Raw genomic sequence first — 24,004 nt, forward strand, 5'->3', positions numbered from 1 at the left:
ACATTTTGATCCGGCCCTGAGGACCGGAAAAATCATCAGACAACTGATTTGATCGAATGAACCGCCTGCCCACCGGGCAAGGGTGCTTCGCTGCGCAAAGGCGTAACGGCTATCGCTTTGTCGCGCAAAATCGTGACATCCATCTCGGGATCGGTGATGTGCTGCGAGCTTCGCTCGAAGCTCAGCCACCAGTACGGCAGGCTCCGGCCATCCTGACCGGCCACCAGTTTGGTGCGTTGAATCGACCCTGTGGACTGACGCGCCCAGCGCATTTCGGAGACGTCATCAGCACCACAAGCCGGAAAATTCACGTTCCAGCAACAGTGCCCGCCGTTATCGGCAGAGGCATACAGTTCCCGGACAACCGCAGCCCCGTGCTGCTCTACCGGCGACCAGTCGATACCATCACGATTCAGGAATGCCTGGCTGAACGCGATCGCCGGAATGCCCAGCTGCTCAGCCGCCAGCACCGCACCAACCGTGCCCGAGTACTGCACCGAATCGCTGATATTGGCGCCGCAATTCACCCCCGACAGCACCAGATCCGGCGGTGTCTCGCCAAACCAGTGCTCGACCGCAAACAACACGCAATCTGCCGGCGTGCCGGACAGGGCATAACGGTTGGATCCCTTTTCAAACACCCGAAGCGGGGTATGAATGGAAATGCTCTGGCCTGCGCCGCTGCGATCGTGTTCCGGCGCCACCACCCAGACTTCTTCGGCAAGCTGATGGGCGATCGCTTCCAACACACGCAGCCCCGGCGCATCAATGCCATCGTCGTTGGTAATCAGAATTCGCTTTACGATGGGATCACTCATGATGACAAGCTCCTTTTACCCTGTTGGGCAATGTGCCAGCCGGCGTCCGCCAGCACCCGGGCACGTTTGCCAACGTCCAGCGCATCGGCGTTGCTGGCGTTGCCCTGCAGAGCACGGGCATATACGCCCTGCACGATTGCGGCCAGACGGAACAGCGAAAACGACAGGTACACGTGCCAGTCGTCAATCCCGGAACGGCCGGTCTGGCGACAGTAGCGTTCCACCGTTTCCTGTTCATTGAGAATGCCCAGCGCTTCGAGATCTTCACCGACCAGGCCACGGGACCCTTCCAGCTCGGCGGGAAGCTGATAAGGCAGGCAGTAGTAGGCAAGATCCGCCAGCGGATGCCCCAGCGTCGAGAGTTCCCAGTCGAGAACCGCGACAACCTGCGGGCGGTCCTCAGCCAGCATCAGGTTACCCAGGCGGTAATCACCATGGGCAATCGCACACTCATCTTTCTGGGGCAGATGGTCGGGCAGCCAGGCCATCAGCTTGTCCATCGACGGCATATCGTCCGTCTTGGAAGCGAGATACTGTTTGCTCCAGCGGGACACCTGACGGGCAACATAACCGTCCGGACGACCATAATCACCGAGACCCACAGCATTCACGTCCACTGAATGCAGCGCGGCCAGCGTATCGATCGCGGCTTCATGAACCGGTTGACGCTCGGCGCGATCCAGCGCGCGTAGTGCCGGGTGGCTGACCACCCGACCCGGCATATAGTCCATCACATAAAAAGGTGTCCCTATGACGCTCGCGTCTTCGCACAGCACCTGGGTTTGGGGAACGGGCACATCGGTATTCATCGACAGCGCGCGAATCACCTTGTATTCGCGCTCGATCATGTGGGCCGAAGGCAGCACCTTTCCCGGCGGCTTCTTACGCAACACATACCGGCCACTGTCAGTATCCAGCAGGTAGGTGGGGTTGGATTGACCACCCTGAAACTGTTTTACATCCAGGCGATTGCCGAAATCCGGCATCGCCTTCTGCAACCAGCTCAACAGCCCGGCCTGGTCAATCCGGTGGGCGTCAAGGACGTCCACCAGTTGGGGTTCCATGCTCATTACCACCTCAGCCCACAGTTTCGCCGCCATCCGCTACAATCACCTGACCGGTGATATAGGCGCTGGCCCTGGTGGAAAGAAACACCGCCAGCCCGGCGATATCAACGGGCTCGCCAATACGGCGCAGCGGTGTTTTCTCTTCCGCCCGCTTGGCACGAACCGGATCGTCCGTCAGCGCCTTGGCGAAATCAGTCCGCACCAGACCCGGCGCAATCGCATTGACCCGAATGCCCCGTGGGCCCCACTCAACCGCAAGATTGCGCGCCAGTGCCGCTTCCGCCGCCTTGGATACCCCGTAAGTGCCGATCGTGGTATTGCCGCGGATACCGGCGATGCTCGACAGCAACACAACTGCACCATCGCCGCGTTCCGCCATTTGCGGCAACACCATATTGGTCAGCCAGAAGGTGCCCTTGACGTTGGTGTCCATGATCTTGTCCCAGGCCTCATCCGTCATTTCGCTTGTCGGACCGTAAACCGGGTTAGTCGCCGCGTTGCACACCAGCACGTCGATCTGGCCCCAGGCTTCGATTGTCTTGTCGACAAGATTCCGCAGGTCATCCTTGCGGCCCACGTGGCAGGGAATCGCCAGCGCCTCAAAACCTTGCTCGCGCAACTCGCCCGCGACCTTCTCGCAAACATCGGCCTTGCGGCTTGAGATCACGACCTTCGCGCCACTGCGGGCCATTTCCTCGGCAATGGAGCGGCCGATTCCCTTCGTAGACCCGGTGATCAGGGCGACCTTGCCGGTCATATCGAACAATGGATTGGTCATGGTTCGGCTCCTGATCAGTGGGTTTTGGATGTCATTTTGGGATAGTCACGCAGTTCGATCTTGGCAATGGAATCCAGATGCACTTCATCCGGGCCATCTGCAAGCCGCAGCGTACGCACCTGCGCCCAGGCCGAAGCCAGGAAGGTATCCTGGGACACACCGCCAGCGCCGTGAACCTGAATCGCGCGATCCAGAATACGCAGCGCCATGCTTGGTGCCGCCACCTTGATCATGGCGATTTCCTGGCGGGCCACCTTGTTGCCCACGGTATCCATCATGTGGGCGGCCTTCAGGGTCAGCAGGCGGCACTGTTCGATTTCAAGGCGCGAACGGGCAATGTCTTTGCGGATCGAGTCAAACTGCGCCAGCGGCTTGCCGAAAGCTTCGCGCTCATTGACGCGCTGGCACATGGACTCGAGCGCGCGCTCTGCAACGCCAATGGTGCGCATGCAGTGGTGAATACGCCCCGGCCCGAGGCGGCCCTGGGCAATTTCAAAGCCGCGACCTTCACCCAGCAACATATTGCTGACCGGCACGCGTACATTGTTGTATTCGATTTCCGCATGACCGTGCGGCGCATGGTCATAGCCGAATACCGTCAGCGGACGGATGATCTTCACGCCCGGAGTATCCAGCGGTACGAGAATCATGGACTGCTGCTTGTGACGCTCCGCTTCCGGATCCGTCTTGCCCATAACAATCGCAATTTTGCAGGTGGTGGTCATGGCACCTGAGGACCACCATTTACGGCCGTTGATGACGTACTCATCGCCTTCACGGCGGATTTCACAGGCAATATTGGTGGCGTCAGATGAGGCCACGTCCGGCTCGGTCATTGAAAAGCATGAGCGGATCTCGCCGGCCAGCAGGGGTTTCAGCCACTGCTCCTGCTGCGCGTCATTCCCGTAGCGGGCAATGGTTTCCATGTTGCCGGTATCCGGTGCGGAGCAGTTAAATACCTCCGGTGCCATGTGGGAGCGCCCCATAATTTCGCACAGGTGGGCGTACTCGAAATTGGTCAGACCGGCACCCAGGTCACTCTCTGGCAGAAACAGGTTCCACAGTCCTTCAGCCTTGGCCTTGAGCTTCAACTCTTCCAGGATCGCAGTCGGCGCCCAGCGATTCTCCGCCGCATCGATCTGCTCGTGATGAAGGTGCTCGTTCGGGTAGACATGCTGATCCATAAAGGCGATCAGTTGTTCTCTGAGTTGGCTCGCTTTTTCAGACAGTTCAAACATCGTTCTGGCCTCTTGCTGTTGTTCTGATTGAGTATTCGTGACAGAGAGCTGCGCGTTACTGACCGCCGTCAGCCTTGACGCCGCGCGCTATTCCGACAGGTAACGATTAAACCGGCACACCTTCGGGACTTTCACTGCCCGAGCGCACACGGAAAGTGCCCTCGCCCATGGCGAGCAGGTTTCCTTCCGCATCGCGTACTTCGCCGGAGCTATTGAAAATCCGTGTACCGCCCGCGCGTTTCTGACCGGTCACCGTAATCACACCGCCCGAACATTGCCCGGTAAACGTTGTGGTAAGCGAAAGCGTAATGGCCTTCCGCATTCGGCCCGGATAAGGACAGTATGTGCCGGCCTGAGCCAGGGCGATATCCAGCAGTGACGTCAAGACGCCGCCGTGGATAACACCCGCCAGGTTCAGGTGATGGGGCTGCAGTTCAACTGATATAACGGCGACGTCCTCATCCCAGGACACCTGCTCGTAGCCGAGAACCTTGTGGAATCCGGGCAGGTCCTTGCCCCCACGTATAACAACGGCTTCGTTTGTTTCTGACATCAGACCTTCATTCCAGGGAGATTTAAAGAAGCGGTATTACCGCCATCGACGGGCAGTGCCTGTCCGGTGATAAAACTGGCGTCATCACTGGCCAGGAACAAAATGGCAGCCGCGATTTCTTCGGCTGCTCCGTAACGACGTAACTCACATCGGGCGCCGAGCTTGTGGGCTTTTTCATTGGCGCGGGCATAGTCGAAAATGGGTTGGGTCATGCCGGTTTCCACCAGTCCCGGGCACACCGCATTGACCCGGACATTGTCGCCCCCAAGATCGCAGGCCGCCGTTTTGGTGAGATTGATGACGCCGGCCTTGGACGCACTGTATGCATTACCGCCGGCACCCGAGCGGATACCCGCCACCGAAGCGGTATTCACAATCGCCCCCTGGCGACGTGCCTGCATGTGCGGGGCAACATGCTTGATAAAGAGCATGGGCCCAATCAGGTTAACCCCCAGAATCCGCTCCCACTGGGCCGGATCCTGATCGGTGATCGGTAAGTGTTGGCCGGCAATGCCCGCGTTATTGCACAGGACGTCAATCTGACCATGAGTTTCGATAACGTCGGCAACCAGCGCACTGACCGCACTTTCGTCGGAAACATCCATTACACGGAACTGGCTGACCGCAGTGTTGGCCAGGATTCCCTGAGTCTCAAGCAGTCCCGCTTCCGACTGGTCGACCAGCACCACAGTGGCTCCCTCGCGCGCCAGTCGCTGAGACACCGCACGCCCGATACCACTACCGGCACCGGTGACGATGGCCACTCTTTTTTTGAAACGCATCATGCGGAATGCTCCTTTTGTTGTTATCCGGATTTGTTGTCAGGAAATCCACGGAGCGCAGCCGAACCTGGCCACTGAACCTGTAAAAATCACACGAAAAAAGGAAATCGGTGATTAATTTGTCATGTATTCCAGTTTTGAGTCAATATATTCGGAAAGTTATTTCGCTAGACAAAACACACAAATCGCAGCGAGGCTTAAAATGAAAGAGTACGTGCAGTCGATGCCAGTTCACGCTCCCATCAATCCCGCAGAGTCGCTCACCGCGATTGGCGAGAAAATCCAGGATTACGCCGTCTCGCAACCCAACAAGATCGCTTTGATCGATAACGGCATAAGCGTCACCTGGCGCGAACTGGTATTCCGGGTCAATGCCATTGCCAACCGGCTGCAGGATGCCGGACTGAAAACCGGAGACACTGTCGCGGGGCTTTCCGAGAACAGCGCGGATTACGTGGCACTTTACCTTGGCGTACTGACGGCCGGTGGCTGCATGGTGCCCCTGTCAGGCATGGCGAGCGGAGAATCGCTGGCACTGATGATCAATGACTGTGACGCTCGCTTCCTGTTTGTTTCCGAGAAAAACACCGCCCTGCTGGAAGAGGTCCGGGATCAGCTGACCAACGTCAGCCCTGAGTGGCGCATCGGCCTCGACTTCCGCCCACCTGACAGCTCACTGACGCTGGACGACTTGCTGGCAGACAGCCCATCCGCACCCTGCATTGCCGACGTCGGGCTGGATGATCCGTTCAACATCATCTATAGCTCCGGCACAACAGGTACACCCAAAGGTATCCTCCATGACCACCGGTTCCGCTGGCGTCAGATCCAGCGCATGGGGTCGTATGGCCTGAACGGCGACGCTATCAACCTGGTGTCCACGCCGCTTTACTCCAACACCACGCTGGTCTCTGCGCTGCCCACGCTGTTTTACGGCGGCACACTGGTACTGATGCGCAAATTCAATACCCGTGAATTTCTCGAGCTGGCACAGCAACACCGGGTCACCCACGCCATGCTGGTGCCGGTTCAGTATCAGCGGATTCTGGCCGAGCCCGATTTTGACCAGTTCGATCTCTCCAGTTTCAAATTCAAATCATCCACCAGCGCTCCCCTGCGAGCAGACGTGATCCGCGAGGCGATGGCGCGCTGGCCCGGCAATATAATCGAGGTCTACGGCCTGACCGAAGGCGGTATCTCAACCAGCCTTGATTGCGCAGCCTTTCCCGATAAGTGGGATTCCGTCGGCAGACCCACCGAAGGCGCAGAAGTTCGCATCATCAGTGAAGACGGAAAGGAATTGCCCGCAGGAGAAATCGGCGAAATCGTCGGCCGTGCCGGGGCCATGATGCGCGGCTACTATCGTCGCGAAGAGCAAACCAGTGACATGCTCTGGACCAGCCCGGACGGCTTGACCTTTTATCGCAGTGGCGACATGGGGCGGCTGGATGACGACAACTTCCTGTTCATCCTGGATCGGCGTAAAGACATGATCATCTCGGGCGGCTTCAACATCTATGCCGTCGATCTGGAGAAGGTTCTGCTGGAACATCCTGCCGTGGCTGATGCCGCCGTGATCGGTATTCCCAGCGATCACTGGGGCGAAACGCCCCTGGGCCTGATTGTTCGCAAGCCCGGCGATAACGCCGCTATCGAAGATATTCTGGAATGGGCGAATCAGCGGCTCGGTAAAAGCCAGCGAATCAGCGGCCTGGAATGGCGTGACGAACTGCCGCGCAGCACAATCGGCAAAGTGCTGAAACGGGAGCTGCGCGCGCCTTACATGAACAACGCCTGAATATGCACAACGGCACCCACGGGCTTCAAAGCCCGTGGGCATGCACATCACCGCTTTTTCATACCCGCCAGCACAGCCTGGCACTCGTCCGACTTCAAACGCTCACCAAACTGGTCACGCTCACGATTCAGCGCTGCCATTGCCTGTTCACGCCAGGGCGCCTTCAGCAATTGCTTGCTAACCCGTAACGCCTCACGCGGCTTGCTGGTCAGGGCGCGGGCTTCGTTCAACGCCTGTTCCGTTGCACTCCCGTCAGCGACCAAGCGGTTCACCAGTCCGGCCTCCAGAGCATCTGCTCCGGCTATGGCTTCGCCCAGAATCAACAACCGGGTAGCGACCCGATAGCCCAGTTGCAACGGCATCATCACGGTAGAAGCCGCTTCCGGACACAGCCCCAGATCAACAAAGGGGGTTTTGAAGGTGGCGCTCTCGCCCGCGATAATCGCATCGCAGTGCATCAGCATGGTCGTCCCGATACCAATCGCACGCCCTTCGACGCCGGCGATGACGGGCGTATCACAATTCATCAGGCACTCGATAAATGCCAGCCCCGCTGACGGCCGGGGATTGGGATCATCAGCCCGGGCCCTGAAATCATCAAGGTCATTGCCGGCGGTAAAGTCTTTACCCTCACCGGTAATCACAATCGCATGCACGCTCTGATCATCCGCCGCTGCATTGACCTCCCGGCCCAGGGTTTCGTACATATCCCGGGTCAGGGCATTCTTTTTTTCCGGCCGATTGATATTAAGGTGAACCAGACCGTTCTCGCGGTTAATTTCAATCACGTCACTTCTCCCGACTTCATGATGTTTTCAGTTCATTTTGACTCATTTTGCGAAATACTGTTTCACAAAAATACCAACTATTCTATGTTCATGAATCCATACCGCTGTCCGCAGCCGTGAATAACAAACCAACAATACGTGGGGAGAAGACCTTGAATTACCATGAAATGAGCAGTGTCGAGCTCGCCCGGGGCATCCGCAATCAGCAGTTCACATCCGTTCAGGTTGTCGAGCATTTTCTTGAGCGTATTGACGCCCTGAACCCTGCATTGAATGCGATTGTGATCCTGCGGGCAGACGAGGCCAGACAAAAGGCCCGGCAAGCCGATAAAGCAATACAGCGAGGCGACAGCACAGGGCCGCTGCATGGCGTGCCGATGACCATCAAGGAAACCTTCGAGATCAACGGCTGGCCGACCACCGCCGGCCACGGCAAACTGAAAGACCACATTTCGCCCCGCACTGCGCCCGCCGTGCAGCGACTGATTAATGCCGGCGCCATCATTGTCGGCAAAACCAATATTCCGGAGTTGGCCGGCGATCTGCAAAGCTTCAACGGGATCTACGGCACAACGAATAACCCCTGGAACACGGACATGACATCCGGCGGCTCATCGGGCGGCGCCGCGGCGGCACTGGCCAGCGGCATGATTCCACTGGAGCTCGGCAGCGACCTGGCCGGCTCTATCCGGACCCCTGCGGCTTTCTGCGGCATTTATGGTTTGAAGACCACTTACGGTTTGGTGCCACTGCGGGGCCACGTACCGTCTGCCCCCGGCAGCCTCGGCCAACGGGACATCAGCGTGACGGGCCCCATGGCACGACACCTTGACGATATCGAACAGGCGCTCGACCTGATTGCCGGCCCTGAGAGGCCCGCCTCGGATGCCTGGTCGATCACGCTTCCTGCTGCGAAAACGTCGAGGCTGGGCGACTTGAAGATCGCAACCTGGCTGAGCGATCCATATTGCGAAATTGATAACGAGATGGCAGACGCCCTCAACCGGGTTGTCGATCTGCTTCGCAACCAAGGCGCCCACATTGACGACACAGCGCGGCCAGACGCCATGACCCTTGAAGGCAGTCACGCGCTTTACTATGACATGCTGGCCTCCTCAATGGGCGCCGGTCTGAACGAGGCAACCCGCAACAAGCTGCTTGAGCTGGCCAACACATCCACTACAGACGACTACCGCACCCGCTTTGCCCGTGGCGCCACCCAGTCCCACGGCCAGTGGCTGAAGCAGGACGAAAAGCGGGCCCAGCTTCAGAATAACTGGCTTACCTTCTTCGATAATTTCGATCTCATGATATGTCCGGTGGTCAATACCCCGGCCTTTCCCCATGATCATTCCCAACCCGCCACCAGCCGCACACTGACGATCAACGGCAAGCCCCAGGTCTACATGGATGTCACGGTCTGGGCCGGTCTGGCCGCCATTGCAGGCCTACCGGCACTCAGCATTCCGATTGGCACTACCGAGAGCGGGTTGCCGCTGGCCGCCCAACTGATTGGCCCGGCCTACAGCGAGAAAGAACTGATCCGGATCGGCCAACTGATAGGCGGGCATTTGCACCCCGGTGGACTTCCCTGGCCCGCTCTTTAAAACCATCGCAAACAGCACGAGCACTTGCAGGCGCAATGCCATCCAGGCATCGCCTGCCCCTTCCCACTTCGGCTGATTGGAGTCGAACAAAGAACCCATTGGTGGTGTAATTAGGCGTTACCACCTAAATTCGACCCCCGTAGTATTGCAAAACAGCACTTTTGTGCTAGATTCGGAAAACAAGGATCCATTCTGCAGTTTGTTGTACCGCACTGCGAAACAAGGAAGGAATCCAAACACTGTCTGAAGATCAATCTGGACAATAACAAGAGGTCTACCATGCCTGCCTTTTCACGGTTCAAAAAACAACTGACTGTCTGCGCGTCGGTTCTCGCCATTGGTGTTGGTGGCTTGCTCGCCAGCAGCAGCGTTAGCGCCGCCGATAAATTCGTATGGAAAGTACAATCCCATTGGCCTGGTTCCAGCAGTTCCTATACCGACAGCCTTGAGCGTATCAAACGCATCATCGAAGAAGGCAGTGACGGCCGCATGGAGCTGAAGCTGTATGAAGCCGGCGCACTATTTAAAGCCAAGCAGACGTTTGATGCCGTCAGCCGTGGCATTCTGGAAATGGGCACCATTTCACCTGCCTACGCCCAGGACAAAATGACACTGGCAGGCATTGCCTCCGGTCTGCCTTTTGCGTTCCGCAATGTCTGGGAAGCCGCCTATTTCCACCAAGGTCTGGGCTTTGAAAAGATGCTGCGTGAAGAAGCAGCCCAATACGGCGTCTACTGGGCAACAGACAAGGTGTATCCCACCGAGATGGTCGTCAAAAAGCCCATCAACAGCTGGGATGACTTCTCCAGCCTGAAAATCCGCTCTTCCGGTGCCCTGCAGAAATTCCTGACCGAAGCCGGTGCCGCAGCATCCTATGTTCCTGGCAGCGAGCTTTACCCGGCGCTGGACAGCGGTGTAGTTGACGGCGCGCACTGGGGTGCCGCTCAAGGCGCTTACAGCATGGGCCTGTATGAAGTGGCCAAGTACCACGTCAAACCCGCACTGAATATCGCCGGCACCGACGTTATCATCGTTAGCCAGAAGGCGCTGGACAAGCTGCCCAAAGACCTGCAGGACCTGGTCAAGCAAACCCTTGAGGAAGAGTTCTGGTTCCGCACCAACGAGTACCAGTACAAAGAACGCCTCACGCTGGCCAAGGCCATCAAGGAAGACGGTGTGAAGGTCAACACCATGCCGAAAGAAGTGCAGGACCGCCTTGTCAAAACCGCACAGAAAATGTGGGCTGAAGAAGGTGAGCGCAGCGACCGCGCCAAGAAAGCACTGGATATGCTCAAAGGTTACCTGACCGATCTGGGCTACCTTTAATCAAGTAAGCCGGGGCCGGGAAGCCTGACGCTTCCCGGCCCTTTTTATTGCACCCCCTTTTTTGCCGACCTGATCCTCCCGGAGGTTACCGTGCGTATGCTAACGGCCTTTATGAACGGAGTGACCCGTCTCAACGATTTGGTTGGGCGCTGGGTTTCGCTGCTTGTATTCGCGATGTTTGTTTGTCTGCTGCTGGAAGTGGGCTTTCGCTATCTGCTCAACTCGCCGACTGTCTGGACCAACGAACTGACCCAAATGCTGTTTGGCGTCTACGCCATCATGTCCGGCGGCTACATCATGGCGCACCGGGGGCATGTCAATGTTGATCTGCTCTATTCCCATCTTGGGCCGCGCACTCAAGCCTGCGTGGATATCTTCACGTCATCCATGTTCTTTATTTTTACCCTGGCCCTGTTTTACTTCGGCTATGAAATGGCCAGCGAATCCGTCGCCAGCTTTGAAACCACCTATTCTGCCTGGAACCCGCCGATCTGGCCGGTGAAGGTTGCCATTCCGCTAGGTACCGGGCTGCTCATCCTGCAAGGTGTGGTCAAACTCCTCCAGGATATCGCCATTGCCCTGAACCTTGACTATTACAAGCCTGAAGCCAATACCACAGGAGAGCACTCGTGAGTATTGAAGCCCTGACCCTCTTATTCTTTGGCGCGCTGCTGTTCTTCCTGGTTCTCGGCCTGCCGCTGACATTTGTACTGGGCGGTGTATCCGTCGTCTTTCTGTATTTCACCTGGGGTTTTGACTCCTTCTTTATGGTGGCTTCCCAGATCTGGAGCACCATGGAAAGCTTTACCCTGGTGGCCATCCCGCTGTTCGTCTATATGGCGATGATTCTGGAGCGCACCGGTGTCGCCAATGATCTGTACCGGATGATGCACCTCTGGTGGGGCGGCGTTCGCGGTGGTCTGGCCATCGGCACCCTGGGTATCTGTGCCCTCTTTGCCGCCATGTGCGGTATCAGTGGCGCTGCGGTCGTGGCCATGGGCACCATCGCCCTGCCGTCCATGCTGGAGCGCGGTTATGACAAGAACATGGCGCTGGGTTGCATCAATACCGGCGGGGGCTGGGGCATTCTGATTCCGCCCAGCATCCTGATGATCCTGTATTCGCTGATTACCGGTGTATCGGTGGGCAAGATGTTCGCTGCCGGTATTCTGCCCGGCATATTGCTGATGGTGCTGACCACCGCTTACATCATCATTCGCTGTTACTTCCAGCCTCACCTGGCGCCCGCGCTGCCGCCAGAAGAACGGGCCACCTGGCCGGAAAAATTCCGCGCCCTGCGGGCCGTGATCCTGCCAATTGCCATCGTGGTCATGGTGCTGGGTTCGATTATCGCCGGCATTACCACACCAACCGAGGCGGCTGCCGTCGGTGTGTTCGGTGCGCTGATTTCTGCCGCCGTCTATCGCCGGTTCACCTGGGCGCTGCTGCATGACGCCGCAATTCGCACCTTCAAGCTGACCGGCATGATCATGTGGATTCTGTTCGCGGCCCACGCATTCAGCGCCGCCTACCAGAGCATGGGCGCGCAGGAGCTAATTGAAGGCTTGATGCAGATGATTCCGGGCGGCCCCTGGGGAATCGTGCTGTCGATGATGCTGATCGTGTTCCTGCTGGCGATGGTTCTGGATCCGGTTGGTATCATGCTGATCACCCTGCCGGTGTTCATCCCGATTGTGGAATCACTGGGCTTCGATCCGATCTGGTTCGGTATCCTGTTCGTGATCAATATGGAAATTGGCTACATGACACCGCCTTTCGGCTTCAACCTGTTCTACCTCAAAGGTGTCGTGCCCCCGAGCATCACCATGCAGGATATCTACAAGTCGATTATTCCGTTCGTACTGGTTCAGGTGGTGGGCATGGGCATCATCATGGTGTTCCCGGACATCGCAACCTACCTGCCGGAGCTGTTCTTTTAACGGCCCTGAACGCAAAAGACACTGAGAGCGCGAGCGCCGCGCTTCAGTGTCTTGGCCAAATGCCTACCGGTCACGCCGCCCAGGTGTGACCGTTTACCTGCTTGAATCAGCTGCGCGGCGGGCCTACCTGATCCAGATACTCGCCATACCCCTGTGCGGCCATCTCAGCTTTCGGAATAAAGCGCATCGCAGCCGAGTTCATGCAGTAACGCAGCCCTGTGGGCTTGGGGCCGTCCGCAAACACGTGCCCGACATGCGAATCAGCGTAGCGGCTACGGATTTCGGTGCGCACCCCGAACAACGAGCGATCTTCCTTCTCTACCACGGCATCCTTCGTCAGCGGACGAACAAAGCTCGGCCAGCCGGTGCCTGACTTGTATTTGTCCCGTGATGAATACAGGGGTTCGCCAGAAACCACATCCACATAGATGCCTTCACGTTTCTCATCCCAGTACTCGTTGTTAAATGCTCGCTCGGTGTCATCGTTCTGGGTAACAGCGTACTGGATGTCGGTCAGCCGCTTTTTCAACTCCGCATCGTCCGGTTTTACGAATGTGGCAGGATCGAAGCCTTTGCTTGCCCCTTTGCTGCTTGATTGATCAGCCGCAGCCTCGGGACGGAACTGGGCGAAGTCGATTTTCTGGTCGTCGCCCCATACCTTGTCGATAAACTGATAGCGACCGGAGTTGAAGGTATAGAACTTGTAGCGCACAGGATTCTTCTTGTAGTAATCCTGATGGTAGCCCTCGGCGTTATAGAATTTCTCGAAGGGCACAATCTCGATCACCACGGGCTTTTTATAGCGACCGGAATCCGCCAGGGCTTTTTTGGATGCTTCCGCCAGACGCTTCTGTTCCGCGTTATGGTAGAAGATGGCCGGGCGATACTGGGTGCCCCGGTCAACGAACTGTCCCTGGTCATCGGTCGGATCCATAAAGCGCCAGAAGCCCTGCAACAACCCTTCGTAGGTAATGACCTTGGGGTCGTAATACACCTGCACCGCTTCAGTGTGGCCAGTGCCACCTGACGATACCGCCTCGTAAGTCGGGTTCTCGGCATCACCGCCGCTGTAACCCGAGACCGCCTCAACGACCCCCGGAATTTTCTCGAAGCCGGCCTCCACGCACCAGAAGCAGCCCCCGGCAAAGGTGGCCACTTTGAGCGACTTATCATCCGGCGCGTACTGGTCTTTGCTGGCATCGTCATCCGCGTATGCTCGCAACCCGATCAGGGCGGCAATCAGCACCAGTGTTGAAATGGAAATGACACGTTTCATGTGGCTCACCTCGTTATCGAATACTGCGGAACGCGTCTGTCAAAGCCGTCACACGGCCGGTATCAACGCGTTGTTCGCTGTGTGTCCCAGGGCCAGCCGGTTATCCGGCTGGCCCTACCTCAATAGTGTTCAGTCTGGCGGGGAAAATTCACACAGATTTCTTGATAAAGTTACGAATTCATAACGGCGAAAGGATCACTGCTATTTACGTACCGTTTCGGCGGATCGCAACGGCAAACGGATCTCGAAAACCGCACCGTGAGGATCACGATTGCTGACCGCGACCGAGCCGCCCTGCATGTCCATAATCCGGCGTGCAATGGCTAGCCCTAGCCCGGCATGGCCGGGGCTATCCTGTTGATCACCCCGATACAGGGGATCAAACACATGGGGCAGATCGTTTTCTGCAATACCGGGCCCGTCATCGGCGACTGTCACTCTGAGCTGATCCTCGCTGGCAGTCAGCGCCAGCGCGATCGTGCCACCTTGCGGGCTGTAGTCCAGCGCGTTACGTATCAGGTTGTCGAGCACCCGCTCGGTCATCCCCAGATCGCCGTAAGCCAGCGGCAGCTGCAAATCCCCGGAGACGGCCAGCGTGACCTGTTTTTTGTCGGCTTCCGGGGTATGTTTCTGGGCCACGTCGTGCACCAGATCGCCGGGTGCGAAAGGCTCCGGCTGTGGCTGTTTTTCCCTGGCTTCCAACGCGGCCAGCTCGAACAGCTCATCCACCAGATGACTCAGGCGCCGGCCTTCATTCAGCGCGATATCCAGGAAGCGTTCCTGCTGTTCGATACTCAGATCTGCACGCTTGATTCGCAGACTTTCAACATACCCCTGAATCGATGCCAGCGGCGTGCGAAGGTCATGGGAAACCTGCGCAATCAAACGCCGGCGCAACGCATCCTTTTCCCGCAACTGATCGATCTGGTAGGCGATGCGATCTGCCATTCGGTCAAATGTCATACCCAGATAGTCAATTTCATCACGGCTGCCGGAACGCTGATCCCGCCAGCGCGGGGCCTGATCAATCGCCAGATCGGCACTCTCGAACTGTTCAACGATGCGGGTCAGCCGGGTTAATCGCCGGGTCATGAGCCGGAATACCGCCAGCCCCGCGAACATACCGAACAGCAGACTGACCGCCACTGCCCATGCGCTCATGCTGATGAAATGCCCTTCACGGGCCATCATCTCAGCGGAATCGTATTCTTCCCCCCGCAACACGACGTACAGATAGCCCTCAGGATTCGCGGCAGAAGGCACCGGGGTCACGGAAAACACCTTACGGCGATCGTGACTGCGCGGGTCATCCCCCAGCACCGGATAGGCGGTTTCATCGGCAAGCAGCTTTTGCACAGGCTCAAGCGAAACGGCATTGCGTTTGATCTTGTCCGGATCAGCCGAGTAGGCGAGGATTTTGCCGTCCATATCCAGCAGGTAGATTTCGATGCTGGGATTAATCGTCATGTAGAGCGAGAACAACGCCTTCAGCGCTTTCTCGTCCAGCCGGCCTTCATCAACCAGATTGCGGTCCGATACCAGATCCCGCGCCAGATTGCGGTTCAACTCCTGATTCACCGAGGCGTTGTACTCTCGCAGCGACACGGTACTGATGAAGGTATACACCAGCCCGACAGCCACCAGCAGCACAAACAGGCCCAACGCAAGCCGGGTATAAAGGGATTTCAGCATGGGGTCAGTCCCGGAAGCGATAGCCCACGCCCCAGACCGTCTGGACGTATACAGGCTCGGATGGATCCAGTTCGATCTTGCCGCGCAGGCGGTTGATATGGGTGTTCACGGTGTGTTCGTAGCCTTCATGGTTATAGCCCCAGACCGCATCGAGTAACTGGGTGCGGCTGAAGACCCGGCCAGGATGGCGAGCAAAGTGCCACAGCAAATCAAATTCCCGCGCGGTCAGCTCCACTTCGGCGCCATTCACTTCCACCCGTCTGCGGGTCGGGTCGATACTCAGGCCCTCGATATCGATACGGCTGGCCTCTTCTTCACTTGTTGGCTGGGGTGCCGCCATGGCATCCACCCGTCGGAACAGGGCTTTCACACGGGCCGACAGTTCCGCCACGCTGAAGGGCTTGGTGAGGTAATCATCCGCTCCCATCTCCAACCCCAGCACCCGGTCCAGTTCGGTGCTTTTGGCCGTCAGCATCAGTACCGGTACATAGCCGGCACCACTTCGAATCTCGCGACAGACCGACAGCCCGTCGAGCCCCGGCAGCATCAGATCCAGCACCACCAGATCGATACCACCTTCGCGATAGCGCTCAAGCCCGGTATCACCCCGGGCGACGTGGATCGCGTCGCAGCCCAGGTCTTCAATGTGCATTTTGACCAGTTGGGCGATGCCCGGGTTGTCTTCGATGATCAGTACCGTTCGGCTCATCGGTTTACTACATCCATTAAGTTTGATCAGATTTCAGGGTCAGGATCGAAACAACACGATAATTCGGCCGATCCTGCCTGAAGCATAGACCAGTGTGATCAGCTACCCTTCGACATGCTGTCTTTCTTCATGCCGTCCTTCTTCATATCGTCGTGCATCATGTCATCTTTTTTCATGCTGTCATGCTTCATATCGTCCTTTTTCATACCGCCACGTGACATGCTGGACTCCGTTTTCATATCGTCATGCTTCATGCCGTCCTTCTTCATGTCGTCATGCATCATGTCATCTTTCTTCATGCCGTCATGGTTCATATCGTCCTTGTCCATACCACCACGCGACATGCTGGATTCCGTTTTCATGTCGTCCGACTTTTTCATGTCATCGGCGTGCACGCTCGCCATACCCAGCGCAAAAACGGTGGCGGTCATAGCGGTCAGCATTGGTTTGATCAGTTTCATTGTGATGTCTCCCTGCTTCATCTGTGATGAAGGCTTTGAATGATTGCAAAGGTTATTGTTCAGTCGTGAACCAGCCGCCCTGCTTAATCGGTAAACGGCCTGAGTTCACAGCATGCAGAATGAAAGACGGGGCTCACAGGGGCATCACAGGGAAGTAAAGAATTTATAGACCAGACTTCACAAAAGTATCACGCGATACGGCGGGGTTAACTCTGGAGCCTTGCGGCTCCACCAAAGCTGTAACTTCGGCTACAGGTACAGGCGACCCTCGCCCTCTCAGGCTTTGGCCGCCAACCCGAGGTGCGCCCGGCGGGAGAAGCGAACGTTCAGCCACAGTGACAAGGCGATCACCGATCCGCCCAGCATCAAACGGCCAAGATCGGCATCACGGTTCCAGATCAGCAGGTTGACGATCAGGCCTGCCGGCACCAGCGCATTGTTCATTATGGCCAGGGTGCCCGCGTCTACCAGGCAGGCACCGCGGTTCCACAGGAACAGCCCCAATCCCGACGCCGCCAGCCCCAGCCACGCCAGAATGCCCCACTGTAAAGGCGTAGACGGCATGCGGGCGATATCGCCGAACAACAGGAACGAAGGCAGTGCAAACACCAGCGCACCGGCATAGAAATAGCCGAAGAACCGGTACAGCGGAATATCGGTCGGATACCGCTGAACAAGGTGGCGGTAGCCCACTTGCCCGGCGGCAAAAGTGGCATTGGCAACCTGCAGCAGAATAAAGCCCGTCAGGTAATCGTTGCTCAGCCCGTCGTAACGGATAATGCCGGCGCCCAGCGTGGCAATGGCAGCCGCCACCAGCGCCATCGGTGAAAAACGGCGGTTGAGCGCATCATCAAACAGCGTGACATAAAGCGGCGTGAAGATAGTGAACAGCAACACTTCCGGCACGCTGAGATAGGCGAACGACCGGTAAAGGCACAGATAGGTGATCCCGAACTGCAGCGCGCCCACTATAGAAACACCGGCTTTGAGTTCCCAGCGAACGCCCCGCCAGCGGGTCAGCGGCAGAAAAGCCAGCCCCGCCAACACGACACGGCTGAGTACGGCGAAATCACTGTCGACGTGACCGGCGAGAAACTCGCCAATCAAACTGAACGAAACGGCCCAGAGAACCGTGACAAAAACCAGAAGTCCCATGCAACAACCTTGCGCTAACAGCTAACCGGAAAGGTGAGCCTGGTATAAGTGATCAGGCCATAAATTCGGCACGACACGCCGGGTCGGATTTGAACCGGCCGCCAAGTGCAATGGTCTCGGTGCGCGAACTGCCATCCATTACGCCGCGCGCTTTCACGCAGTAATGGGTCGCATCGATATGCACCGCCACATCTTCCACTTCGAGCAGAGTTTGCAGCGCCACCAGAATCTGGTGGGTCAGACGCTCCTGCACCTGCGGCCGGCGGGCAAAGAAACGGACGATCCGGTTGATCTTGGATAGCCCGATCACTTTGTTCTTCGGCATATAGGCCACGCGGGCGACGCCGTCGATGGTTACAAAATGGTGCTCGCAGGTGCTGATCAGGCCGATATCCCGCACCTTGATCATCTCCTCGACCCCCATCTTGTTCTCAATCTGGGTGATCTTCGGGAAGGCGCTGTAATCAAGCCCCGAGAACAGCTCATCGACATACATGCGGGCAATCCGCTCCGGCGTTTCGGTCAGGCTGTCGTCCGCAAGGTCCAGACCCAAGGTCTGCGCCACGCCAGTCATCAGCTCGGCGATTCGACCGACCTTCTGGTCGCGGGACAGGCCGTTAGCGGTCATCGGTGTTTCCAAACCCGATTCAATCAGCGCAGTCCGCACGGCATGCGCCTCCGGGCTGAGCACCGGCTCGGCAACAGGCGGGTTGGGAATAGCGGTAACCTGAGCCTCAGGGACCGGCGAAGGGGACAACTGCTGGGAAGACTGCGACATGGGATATCCTCTGCCCTGATTGTGTGGCTGCATCAGCGCTATTTACGTGGAAACTGGCAAATGGATGAAACCCGTCAACTCTGCACTCCACGGCGGAACGATGACAAACAGGATGCCGATTATCGTTATCCTTGGCGCTGAGCGCAAAAAAAGAGCGCAAATATCAGCCAGCAACTTGCCTCAGGCGTTCAAATAGCGTGCTCTGAAAGGCTTCCGATAACGGATAGAGATGCCCTTTTCCCGGCATCAGCGTCAGATCGGCATCAGGCAAGTGACTCTCCATGTGCCGGGCATACTCGACTGGCACAAATGGATCCTGATCCCCCTGATACAACATCACCGGCACCCCGACCTGGTTGAGAACAAACCCCCAGTCGAGCAGTTCGGTCTGCAAATCCTGCGCTATCGCACGACCACCGCTGGCAAGGCAGAGCGCCTGGTCGCGCCGAAAAAGCTGATTGTGCATAAACGAGCTGAGCAGTTCCCGATCCTGCTCGCTGATCATGTGCCGGGCCTCCCGAAAGTAAAAGCCCGGATGCCGCTGAGCCAGCCAGACAACAACGGCGACTGCGGCGCGCATGATGCTGAAGCCCATTTTGGCCAGCTTTGGTCCGGGCCAGCGCGTGGCCTGCAGGAAGGCCCGGGTTCCCGGGTATTCTTCAAAATGGGTATAGGATGACATCACCACTGCCTGTATGACTCTCTCGGGCAAGGCATAACCGCAAGCCAGGGTGCGGGTGCCGCCACTCGACCAGCCGGCATGGATGAAACGCTCGATATCCAGCGCATTCGCCAGCTGCTCCACATCCCGCGGGTAGTCCAGCAATGTCCGGTTGGGTTGAAAGGTCGAACCACCGATACCGGGGCGATCCGGAGTAATAATCCTGAAATGATGGCGACGCGCCTGCTGGTGGAAAAACCAGCCCTCCAACCTGGAGCCGGGCATTCCGTGAGCAAAAAATACCGGTATACCCTCAGGATCACCAAGATCGGTATAGGTGAGCTTCCGGCCATCACGCAGCCGCAGGCAACGGTCATGGCTATCCATATCGGGCTGTATGCTAATCGGACTCATCCTTCTGTCAGGTCAATCGTTCACGCACCAGAGATTAGCTGGCGCCATAACAAATGCCCAGATTTTGTCAGCAGGCGCGGGCGATGACGACCACCAGGTGACGCACATCAACTGCGTTAATCCCTGATACGCCAATCCGCTCAAGCGGCTCGGCTTCGTGTTAATCTGGCCGGCTATTCTGTTACCCGCCCAATTGCCGATGGATCCTGTCTACCGTGGATGAGAACGCACAACCAATACCCGAGGCGCGCCAAAGTCTGCTAGTCCGGACACTCGCCGAGTGGAAGACCCTGTGCCTGCTGGGCGGCCCGATTCTGGTGGCACAACTGGCCCAAATGGCAAACGGTGTGATTGATACGGTCATGGCAGGTCATGCCAGCGCCGAAGATCTGGCCGCTGTCGGTATCGGCAGCAGCTTGTGGATGCCGCTTTTTTTGCTGTTTATGGGATTGCTCGGCGCACTGCAGCCCATTATTTCCGGTCACCGCGGCGCCCGGGAACTGCATCGCATCATGCCCGTGACCTGGCAGGGCATCTATATCGCGATCGGATCGTCGGTGCTCATGATCGCCCTGTTGATGAATATCCGGCCGATTCTCGATGCCCTGAACCTGGATACCCACACCGCCCACATCACGCAGGGCTATCTGGACGCGTTCGCCTGGGGTGTGCCAGCCATGATGATCATGATGGCCCTGCGCGGACTGACCGATGGCCTGGGCCATACCAAAGTCATCATGGCATTCTCGGTACTGGGCACGTTGATCAACCTGCCGCTTAACTATATTTTTATCTATGGAAAACTGGGCGTGCCGGCGATGGGCGGCATTGGCTGCGGCTGGGCCACCTCCATCTCGAACGGCGTAGCCGCGCTTGCCATGTTTTTATACCTTAATCGCAGCGCAGCCTACCGCCAGTTTCACTTGCTGCAGGATTGGGTCAAACCCGACCCGGAAACCATCAAAACCATCCTGCGCCTTGGCGTACCCATTGGCTTCACAATTTTCATTGAAGCCAGCATGTTCTGCATCATCGCCCTGTTTCTGGCGCCGCTGGGTCCGGTGACCGTTGCCGGCCACCAGATCGCGCTCAATGTCGTCTCGCTGTTTTTCATGGTACCGCTGAGTCTTGGGCTGGCACTGACGCTGCGCATTAGCTTTCTGGTCGGCGCCCGAGCGACCGATACCGCCCAGTTACTGGCGCGCACCATCCTTCTGCTTGCGCTTGCGATTGCTCTGGTATTCGGCTCGGTGCTGTTCTTCGGATCAAACCTGATTGCCCATCTCTACACCGGCGATGAGGCGGTGCAGGAAGTGAGCAGGGCCTTACTGCTCTACGCGGCAATATTCCAGATCGCCGATGTCACCCAGGTCACCTGCATCAGTGCGTTGCGGGGTTACAAGGACACCCGTATTCCGATGTTTATCATGTTGTTCTCGTTCTGGGGCGTGGGGCTGCCGCTGGGCTGGATACTGGCGTTTACCGACCGGATCGTGCCGGTTATGGGGGCTGCCGGATTCTGGGTTGGACTAACGGTGGGGCTTACAGTAGCGGGACTACTTCTGGGGGCGCGCCTGTATCGTTTTCCGGCGACGCATCCTGACGTCGCGCCATAATGACAACCCGGTTGCGGCCTTCAGTCTTGGCCTGATACAAGGCGCCGTCGGCCCGCGCAATCCAGCTGTCAGCGTTATCGCTTCCCAACAGGGATGCCACACCAAAGGATGCCGTCACCGCCCCTGACGGGCTGGCCAGCTCGGCTTCCAGCTTATGCCGCAGGTTTTCGGCCACCGCCCGCACACCGGCCGGTTTCACGCCCGGCATGATGATGACAAACTCCTCACCCCCAAACCGGTACAGGCAATCGTTTCGCCGGGTATTGCGCTGGATCAGCCGCGCGCAATCCACCAGCACCTCATCACCGACGGCATGGCCGTGGCGGTCGTTTATCCGCTTGAACATATCCAGATCGAGGATGATCAGCGCGTAATCCATCTGGCTGCGTGTGAACTGCGAAACGGCCGCGGCCATATCCTCTTCCATTGCCCGGCGGTTCTTGACCCCTGTCAAAGGATCGTGTGTGGCGAGCATTTCCAGGCGCCTACGCTGGTGCGCTGCCCGTTGTGCAAAGATGTAGGTGCAACAGCTGACCACAATGCTGGTAGTGACGAACGCCAGCATCTGCTCTTGTGAGTCAAATACGACCGGCTGAAACGCCAGTACACCAATAGCCAGTAAGTTCAACCCCACGGCTATCCGAGGCTCAGTCAAAAAGAAACTGGTAATAAACGCAGGAAACAGCCAGAAAATGCCGACATCGCCCTGCATGATGGCAACTGCCGTGCCGCCAGCGCAGGAAAGCAGCGCAAGATAGAAGCCACTGCGGCGGTTATCTCCCGTAACCCAAGCGTAGGCAACGGTGAAGCAGATTGTGAACAATATAAACAGGTCAACCAACGCGCCAGCCAGGTTACCGCTGTACAAGCGGTAAATAGCAAACGGCGTAACACCGAACACAGCGCAGGCGCCGAGCATGGTAATGATCGACAGATGAAAGTCATGACGTAACCGGTAAAACATAATTGCCGAGTGCCAGTGAGCCGGGCGGTTTCTGGTGCGCCCCGTTTTTTGGTTATTGTTATGGAACCGTATTGATCTAGATTAACCTGAAAATCAGAAAAAGGTAGTGCAAGCTACTAAAATTTACAATCAAGTGTTTTCGGCATTTCGCTGTTTTTAAAGGCATTTAACTGCATTTTGCCAAACGTTTACGTGATGTTTCATTTTTCAGCATACAAAGGAATCCTTTATGTCGGCATCGGCAGTTGTTCCGTTCGAATTTCGCTTTCGTGTTCGCTATGGCGAATGTGATGCCCAGAGCGTCGTTTTTAATGCCCGCTACGCCGATTATGTGGACATTTCGGTCAACGAATATATCCGCACACTGTTCGGTGACTATCAGGCTTTGCTGGATCAGGATCTGGATATTCAGGTGGTCAGCATGACACTGAACTGGCAATCACCGGCGCACTTTGATGACGTGCTGTGCGCCAGGATCGAGCCGGGAAAGCTCGGCAATACCTCATTCACTGTGCATCTGGCGTTTCACACCTTCGGGGAAGAACGCGCTGTAGCAAATGCCGAGATCACCTACGTTATGATCAAGCCCAGCGCTGCAGCAAAAACGCCGGTACCGGATGGCATTCGCCAAAAACTGATAACCGGTGCGCCGGGCGTGATGATCAGTCACGCCGGAGAGCAGGCATAACCCCATGTATGAGACGGCGCTGGAACGCGCACTTGAGGAACTCCCGGGGCACTGGCAGCGGCATCTGCGGGAAGCCGAGATTTGCCCGGTTGAAGGCGGGCTCTGCAATACCCTGTTTCAGGTCCGGCATCCGTCAGGCGACCTTGCGCTGAGAGTCAATCATCCCGATCCGGAGCCTCTGGGAGTCGACCACCAGCGCGAGCGTGCCATGCTCAACCTCATCGCCGACAACCCGTGGGCCCCGCACCTGCGCTACGCCTCCAATAACCTGATGGTCACCGACTGGGTTGGGGGTGACGCACCCGTGGGTGGCGAGCTGACCCGGCTGCACTGGCTGGCGCATGCACTGACGTCGGTGCATGCCTGTTCCGAAACGACGCCGGTGCCTTCCCTGCAAACCGATATCCCGACCCTGTTGCTCAGATTCGCCACGCGCTGCCCGCAACACCAGGCAACACGATCAGCCGTTGAACAGCTGCTCGAACACTACCAGCCCCCAAGTCGACGGGTGCTGTGCCACCACGACTGGCACCCCGGTAACCTCATCCTGTCATCATCCGGCTGGACACTGCTGGACTGGGAATTCGCGGGCTTTGGCGATCCCTGCCTTGACGCGGGTTCAGCTATCAACGGCTTCGCCCTCAATCCACGCCAGATAGAACGACTGGCCCAATTGACCGGTTTCAGCGTAGATAACCTGGTAATCGCCGCCCGCATTATGGACGCGCTGGAAGTGGTTTGGTTCGCCGCCAATCCGGCGTTAACCCACAACAGCGCAGAGCGCCTCGATAACTGGCTGAACTCGGCCCACTCAGATTGTGGCAGACCGAATCACAAGCAAACTAGACGACCGGTCTAATATTACGTTAGTGTGTGACGTGACGATGTAACGGAT

Annotated in this window: 23 protein-coding genes; 8 read left to right on the forward strand and 15 right to left on the reverse strand. The window is 57.4% G+C overall.

Annotated elements, in window-relative coordinates:
* Positions 1-35: 35 nt before the first annotated feature.
* From surE to ACUN9X_RS01350, 6 genes are all read right to left on the reverse strand, one after another.
* Positions 36-818: a 5'/3'-nucleotidase SurE gene (gene surE, locus ACUN9X_RS01325; protein WP_445471956.1), complete on the reverse strand. Its 783-nt coding sequence runs from the start codon at positions 816-818 to the stop codon at positions 36-38.
* Entirely contained in the window at positions 815-1,888 is a 1,074-nt protein-coding gene (locus ACUN9X_RS01330; protein ID WP_445473161.1) for a phosphotransferase, read from the reverse strand. Before ACUN9X_RS01330 ends, surE begins: the two co-directional genes overlap by 4 nt.
* A 7-nt stretch (positions 1,889-1,895) precedes the next feature.
* Positions 1,896-2,663 carry an SDR family NAD(P)-dependent oxidoreductase gene (locus ACUN9X_RS01335; RefSeq protein WP_445471957.1) on the reverse strand — a complete coding sequence of 256 codons (768 nt, stop codon included), beginning with the start codon at positions 2,661-2,663 and terminating at the stop codon, positions 1,896-1,898.
* A gap of 14 nt (positions 2,664-2,677) precedes the next feature.
* The gene (locus tag ACUN9X_RS01340) at positions 2,678-3,901 is read right to left on the reverse strand and encodes an acyl-CoA dehydrogenase family protein (RefSeq protein ID WP_260036999.1); all 1,224 of its coding nucleotides are present in this window, start codon (positions 3,899-3,901) and stop codon (positions 2,678-2,680) included.
* Between the two features lie 106 nt (positions 3,902-4,007).
* Positions 4,008-4,454, reverse strand: a complete 447-nt coding sequence (locus ACUN9X_RS01345) for a PaaI family thioesterase (protein ID WP_260037000.1) — start codon at positions 4,452-4,454, stop codon at positions 4,008-4,010.
* A complete protein-coding gene (locus tag ACUN9X_RS01350; RefSeq protein ID WP_260037002.1) occupies positions 4,454-5,239 on the reverse strand; it encodes an SDR family NAD(P)-dependent oxidoreductase in 786 nt (261 codons plus the stop codon). The genes ACUN9X_RS01345 and ACUN9X_RS01350 overlap by 1 nt, the downstream gene beginning before the upstream one ends.
* A 199-nt stretch (positions 5,240-5,438) precedes the next feature.
* On the opposite strand from ACUN9X_RS01350, the gene ACUN9X_RS01355 reads away from it, so the two are divergent.
* Complete coding sequence (locus ACUN9X_RS01355) at positions 5,439-7,034, forward strand: class I adenylate-forming enzyme family protein (protein WP_445471958.1); 1,596 nt, start codon at positions 5,439-5,441, stop codon at positions 7,032-7,034.
* A gap of 47 nt (positions 7,035-7,081) precedes the next feature.
* Here ACUN9X_RS01355 and ACUN9X_RS01360 read toward each other — a convergent pair whose 3' ends face one another.
* A complete protein-coding gene (locus ACUN9X_RS01360) occupies positions 7,082-7,822 on the reverse strand; it encodes an enoyl-CoA hydratase-related protein (RefSeq protein WP_260037006.1) in 741 nt (246 codons plus the stop codon).
* A gap of 152 nt (positions 7,823-7,974) precedes the next feature.
* Between ACUN9X_RS01360 and ACUN9X_RS01365 the strand changes: the two genes are divergently transcribed.
* The 4 genes from ACUN9X_RS01365 (at position 7,975) to ACUN9X_RS01380 (ending at position 12,695) form a co-directional block, all read left to right on the forward strand.
* Positions 7,975-9,429: an amidase gene (locus tag ACUN9X_RS01365; protein WP_445471959.1), complete on the forward strand. Its 1,455-nt coding sequence runs from the start codon at positions 7,975-7,977 to the stop codon at positions 9,427-9,429.
* Between the two features lie 279 nt (positions 9,430-9,708).
* The gene (dctP, locus tag ACUN9X_RS01370; protein WP_260037010.1) at positions 9,709-10,755 is read left to right on the forward strand and encodes a TRAP transporter substrate-binding protein DctP; all 1,047 of its coding nucleotides are present in this window, start codon (positions 9,709-9,711) and stop codon (positions 10,753-10,755) included.
* Positions 10,756-10,845: 90 nt separating this feature from the next.
* Positions 10,846-11,388: a TRAP transporter small permease subunit gene (locus tag ACUN9X_RS01375; protein ID WP_260037012.1), complete on the forward strand. Its 543-nt coding sequence runs from the start codon at positions 10,846-10,848 to the stop codon at positions 11,386-11,388.
* Positions 11,385-12,695 carry a TRAP transporter large permease gene (locus tag ACUN9X_RS01380; RefSeq protein ID WP_260037013.1) on the forward strand — a complete coding sequence of 437 codons (1,311 nt, stop codon included), beginning with the start codon at positions 11,385-11,387 and terminating at the stop codon, positions 12,693-12,695. Before ACUN9X_RS01375 ends, ACUN9X_RS01380 begins: the two co-directional genes overlap by 4 nt.
* A 106-nt stretch (positions 12,696-12,801) precedes the next feature.
* Here the strand turns inward: ACUN9X_RS01380 and msrA are convergent, their stop codons facing one another.
* The 7 genes from msrA to ACUN9X_RS01415 all read right to left on the reverse strand — a co-directional run bounded on the left by msrA (position 12,802) and on the right by ACUN9X_RS01415 (position 19,841).
* Positions 12,802-13,971, reverse strand: a complete 1,170-nt coding sequence (gene msrA / locus ACUN9X_RS01385; RefSeq protein ID WP_445471960.1) for a peptide-methionine (S)-S-oxide reductase MsrA — start codon at positions 13,969-13,971, stop codon at positions 12,802-12,804.
* A 201-nt stretch (positions 13,972-14,172) separates the two neighbouring features.
* A complete protein-coding gene (locus ACUN9X_RS01390) occupies positions 14,173-15,663 on the reverse strand; it encodes a sensor histidine kinase (RefSeq protein ID WP_445471961.1) in 1,491 nt (496 codons plus the stop codon).
* 4 nt (positions 15,664-15,667) lie between these two features.
* Positions 15,668-16,372, reverse strand: coding sequence for a response regulator transcription factor (locus ACUN9X_RS01395; RefSeq protein WP_260037019.1), 705 nt, complete (start codon positions 16,370-16,372; stop codon positions 15,668-15,670).
* Positions 16,373-16,470: 98 nt separating this feature from the next.
* Positions 16,471-16,833: a pentapeptide MXKDX repeat protein gene (locus ACUN9X_RS01400; RefSeq protein ID WP_445471962.1), complete on the reverse strand. Its 363-nt coding sequence runs from the start codon at positions 16,831-16,833 to the stop codon at positions 16,471-16,473.
* A 276-nt stretch (positions 16,834-17,109) separates the two neighbouring features.
* Entirely contained in the window at positions 17,110-17,988 is an 879-nt protein-coding gene (locus ACUN9X_RS01405; protein ID WP_260037022.1) for a DMT family transporter, read from the reverse strand.
* Positions 17,989-18,040: 52 nt separating this feature from the next.
* On the reverse strand, positions 18,041-18,766 hold the full coding sequence (folE, locus tag ACUN9X_RS01410) for a GTP cyclohydrolase I FolE (protein ID WP_260037023.1): 726 nt from the start codon (positions 18,764-18,766) through the stop codon (positions 18,041-18,043).
* A gap of 163 nt (positions 18,767-18,929) precedes the next feature.
* On the reverse strand, positions 18,930-19,841 hold the full coding sequence (locus ACUN9X_RS01415) for an alpha/beta fold hydrolase (protein WP_445471963.1): 912 nt from the start codon (positions 19,839-19,841) through the stop codon (positions 18,930-18,932).
* Positions 19,842-20,056: 215 nt separating this feature from the next.
* On the opposite strand from ACUN9X_RS01415, the gene ACUN9X_RS01420 reads away from it, so the two are divergent.
* Positions 20,057-21,457: an MATE family efflux transporter gene (locus ACUN9X_RS01420; RefSeq protein WP_260037026.1), complete on the forward strand. Its 1,401-nt coding sequence runs from the start codon at positions 20,057-20,059 to the stop codon at positions 21,455-21,457.
* On the opposite strand, the gene ACUN9X_RS01425 is transcribed toward ACUN9X_RS01420, so the two are convergent.
* Positions 21,384-22,421, reverse strand: coding sequence for a GGDEF domain-containing protein (locus ACUN9X_RS01425; RefSeq protein ID WP_445471964.1), 1,038 nt, complete (start codon positions 22,419-22,421; stop codon positions 21,384-21,386). The two genes, ACUN9X_RS01420 and ACUN9X_RS01425, sit on opposite strands and share 74 nt — an antisense overlap.
* A gap of 229 nt (positions 22,422-22,650) precedes the next feature.
* On the opposite strand from ACUN9X_RS01425, the gene ACUN9X_RS01430 reads away from it, so the two are divergent.
* Positions 22,651-23,109 carry an acyl-CoA thioesterase gene (locus tag ACUN9X_RS01430; RefSeq protein WP_445471965.1) on the forward strand — a complete coding sequence of 153 codons (459 nt, stop codon included), beginning with the start codon at positions 22,651-22,653 and terminating at the stop codon, positions 23,107-23,109.
* Positions 23,110-23,113: 4 nt separating this feature from the next.
* Positions 23,114-23,968 (forward strand): phosphotransferase, encoded by an 855-nt coding sequence (locus tag ACUN9X_RS01435; RefSeq protein WP_445471966.1) that lies wholly within the window; start codon positions 23,114-23,116, stop codon positions 23,966-23,968.
* The last annotated feature ends 36 nt before the right edge of the window (positions 23,969-24,004 follow it).

The organism is Marinobacter sp. V032 (assembly GCF_052645435.1).

Coding starts and splice junctions, on each gene's coding strand:
- surE (WP_445471956.1), bottom strand. CDS start 818: ATGAGTGATCCCATCGTAAAGCGAATTCTGATTACCAACGACGATGGC.
- ACUN9X_RS01330 (WP_445473161.1), bottom strand. CDS start 1,888: ATGAGCATGGAACCCCAACTGGTGGACGTCCTTGACGCCCACCGGATT.
- ACUN9X_RS01335 (WP_445471957.1), bottom strand. CDS start 2,663: ATGACCAATCCATTGTTCGATATGACCGGCAAGGTCGCCCTGATCACC.
- ACUN9X_RS01340 (WP_260036999.1), bottom strand. CDS start 3,901: ATGTTTGAACTGTCTGAAAAAGCGAGCCAACTCAGAGAACAACTGATC.
- ACUN9X_RS01345 (WP_260037000.1), bottom strand. CDS start 4,454: ATGTCAGAAACAAACGAAGCCGTTGTTATACGTGGGGGCAAGGACCTG.
- ACUN9X_RS01350 (WP_260037002.1), bottom strand. CDS start 5,239: ATGATGCGTTTCAAAAAAAGAGTGGCCATCGTCACCGGTGCCGGTAGT.
- ACUN9X_RS01355 (WP_445471958.1), top strand. CDS start 5,439: ATGAAAGAGTACGTGCAGTCGATGCCAGTTCACGCTCCCATCAATCCC.
- dctP (WP_260037010.1), top strand. CDS start 9,709: ATGCCTGCCTTTTCACGGTTCAAAAAACAACTGACTGTCTGCGCGTCG.
- msrA (WP_445471960.1), bottom strand. CDS start 13,971: ATGAAACGTGTCATTTCCATTTCAACACTGGTGCTGATTGCCGCCCTG.
- ACUN9X_RS01390 (WP_445471961.1), bottom strand. CDS start 15,663: ATGCTGAAATCCCTTTATACCCGGCTTGCGTTGGGCCTGTTTGTGCTG.
- ACUN9X_RS01395 (WP_260037019.1), bottom strand. CDS start 16,372: ATGAGCCGAACGGTACTGATCATCGAAGACAACCCGGGCATCGCCCAA.
- ACUN9X_RS01400 (WP_445471962.1), bottom strand. CDS start 16,833: ATGAAACTGATCAAACCAATGCTGACCGCTATGACCGCCACCGTTTTT.
- ACUN9X_RS01405 (WP_260037022.1), bottom strand. CDS start 17,988: ATGGGACTTCTGGTTTTTGTCACGGTTCTCTGGGCCGTTTCGTTCAGT.
- folE (WP_260037023.1), bottom strand. CDS start 18,766: ATGTCGCAGTCTTCCCAGCAGTTGTCCCCTTCGCCGGTCCCTGAGGCT.
- ACUN9X_RS01415 (WP_445471963.1), bottom strand. CDS start 19,841: ATGAGTCCGATTAGCATACAGCCCGATATGGATAGCCATGACCGTTGC.
- ACUN9X_RS01425 (WP_445471964.1), bottom strand. CDS start 22,421: ATGTTTTACCGGTTACGTCATGACTTTCATCTGTCGATCATTACCATG.
- ACUN9X_RS01430 (WP_445471965.1), top strand. CDS start 22,651: ATGTCGGCATCGGCAGTTGTTCCGTTCGAATTTCGCTTTCGTGTTCGC.
- ACUN9X_RS01435 (WP_445471966.1), top strand. CDS start 23,114: ATGTATGAGACGGCGCTGGAACGCGCACTTGAGGAACTCCCGGGGCAC.